This is a genomic window from Listeria grayi, from assembly GCF_900638015.1.
GTDB lineage: Bacteria > Bacillota > Bacilli > Lactobacillales > Listeriaceae > Listeria > Listeria grayi.
Map to the genome: position 1 here is coordinate 217,501 of NZ_LR134483.1, position 2,500 is coordinate 220,000.

General features: G+C 52.4%; 1 rRNA gene (cut by both window edges). It reads left to right on the forward strand.

Annotation, left to right across the window (positions count from 1 at the left end):
• Window positions 1-2,500, forward strand: a 23S ribosomal RNA gene (locus tag EL241_RS01090) (it extends past both window edges: 109 nt to the left, 324 nt to the right).

Genomic DNA, 2,500 nt, shown 5'->3' on the forward strand with positions numbered 1-2,500 from the left:
ATTTCCGAATGGGGGAACCCACTATCTTTAGTCGGATAGTATCCTGACGTGAATACATAGCGTTAGGAAGGCAGACCCAGGGAACTGAAACATCTAAGTACCTGGAGGAAGAGAAAGAAAAATCGATTTCCTGAGTAGCGGCGAGCGAAACGGAAAGAGCCCAAACCAAGAAGCTTGCTTCTTGGGGTTGTAGGACACTCTATACGGAGTTACAAAAGAAGGATGTAGATGAAGCGGTCTGGAAAGGCCCGCCAGAGACGGTAAAAGCCCGGTAGTCGAAACGTCTTTCCCTCCAGAGTGGATCCTGAGTACGGCGGAACACGTGAAATTCCGTCGGAATCCGGGAGGACCATCTCCCAAGGCTAAATACTCCCTAGTGACCGATAGTGAACCAGTACCGTGAGGGAAAGGTGAAAAGCACCCCGGAAGGGGAGTGAAATAGTACCTGAAACCGTGTGCCTACAAGTAGTTAGAGCCCGTTAATGGGTGATAGCGTGCCTTTTGTAGAATGAACCGGCGAGTTACGATTTGTTGCAAGGTTAAGCGGAAAAAGCGGAGCCGTAGCGAAAGCGAGTCTGAATAGGGCGTATGAAGTAACAGGTCGTAGACCCGAAACCAGGTGATCTACCCATGTCCAGGGTGAAGGTAAGGTAATACTTACTGGAGGCCCGAACCCACGCACGTTGAAAAGTGCGGGGATGAGGTGTGGGTAGCGGAGAAATTCCAATCGAACTTGGAGATAGCTGGTTCTCTCCGAAATAGCTTTAGGGCTAGCCTCGAGGTAAAGAGTCGTGGAGGTAGAGCACTGTTTGGACTAGGGGCCCTTCTCGGGTTACCGAATTCAGATAAACTCCGAATGCCATGTACTTATACTCGGGAGTCAGACTGCGAGTGATAAGATCCGTAGTCGAAAGGGAAACAGCCCAGACCACCAGTTAAGGTCCCAAAATATACGTTAAGTGGAAAAGGATGTGGGGTTGCTTAGACAACCAGGATGTTGGCTTAGAAGCAGCCACCATTGAAAGAGTGCGTAATAGCTCACTGGTCGAGTGACCCCGCGCCGAAAATGTACCGGGGCTAAACGTATTACCGAAACTGTGGATGAACATCTTCGGATGTTCGTGGTAGGAGAGCGTTCTAAGGGCGTTGAAGTCAGACCGGAAGGACTGGTGGAGCGCTTAGAAGTGAGAATGCCGGTATGAGTAGCGAAAGAAGGGTGAGAATCCCTTCCACCGAATATCTAAGGTTTCCTGAGGAAGGCTCGTCCGCTCAGGGTTAGTCGGGACCTAAGCCGAGGCCGATAGGCGTAGGCGATGGACAACAGGTTGATATTCCTGTACCAGTGCCGTTTGTTTGAGCAATGGGGTGACACAGAAGGATAAGGAATCGCACGAATGGAAAGGTGCGTCCAAGCAGTGAGTGTGAGAAGTAGGCAAATCCGCTTCTCGCGAAGCATGAGCTGTGATGGGGAAGGAAATTAAGTACGGAAGTTCCTGATTTCACGCTGTCAAGAAAAGCCTCTAGTTAGAACTGTACTGCCCGTACCGCAAACCGACACAGGTAGATGAGGAGAGAATCCTAAGGTGAGCGAGAGAACTCTCGTTAAGGAACTCGGCAAAATGACCCCGTAACTTCGGGAGAAGGGGTGCTCTATTAGGGTGAAAGCCCGAGAGAGCCGCAGTGAATAGGCCCAGGCGACTGTTTAGCAAAAACACAGGTCTCTGCAAAACCGTAAGGTGACGTATAGGGGCTGACGCCTGCCCGGTGCTGGAAGGTTAAGAGGAGCGCTTAGCGCAAGCGAAGGTGCGAATTGAAGCCCCAGTAAACGGCGGCCGTAACTATAACGGTCCTAAGGTAGCGAAATTCCTTGTCGGGTAAGTTCCGACCCGCACGAAAGGCGCAACGATCTGGGCACTGTCTCAACGAGAGACTCGGTGAAATTATAGTACCTGTGAAGATGCAGGTTACCCGCGACAGGACGGAAAGACCCCGTGGAGCTTTACTGCAACCTGATATGGAATGTTTGTACCGCTTGTACAGGATAGGTAGGAGCCTAAGAGCTGCGCGCGCCAGCGTGCAAGGAGGCAATGGTGGGATACTACCCTGGCTGTATGACCATTCTAACCCGCCACGCTTAGCGCGTGGGGAGACAGTGTCAGGTGGGCAGTTTGACTGGGGCGGTCGCCTCCTAAAGAGTAACGGAGGCGCCCAAAGGTTCCCTCAGAATGGATGGAAATCATTCGCAGAGTGTAAAGGCACAAGGGAGCTTGACTGCGAGACTGACAAGTCGAGCAGGGACGAAAGTCGGGCTTAGTGATCCGGTGGTTCCGCATGGAAGGGCCATCGCTCAACGGATAAAAGCTACCCCGGGGATAACAGGCTTATCTCCCCCAAGAGTCCACATCGACGGGGAGGTTTGGCACCTCGATGTCGGCTCGTCGCATCCTGGGGCTGTAGTCGGTCCCAAGGGTTGGGCTGTTCGCCCATTAAAGCGGCACGC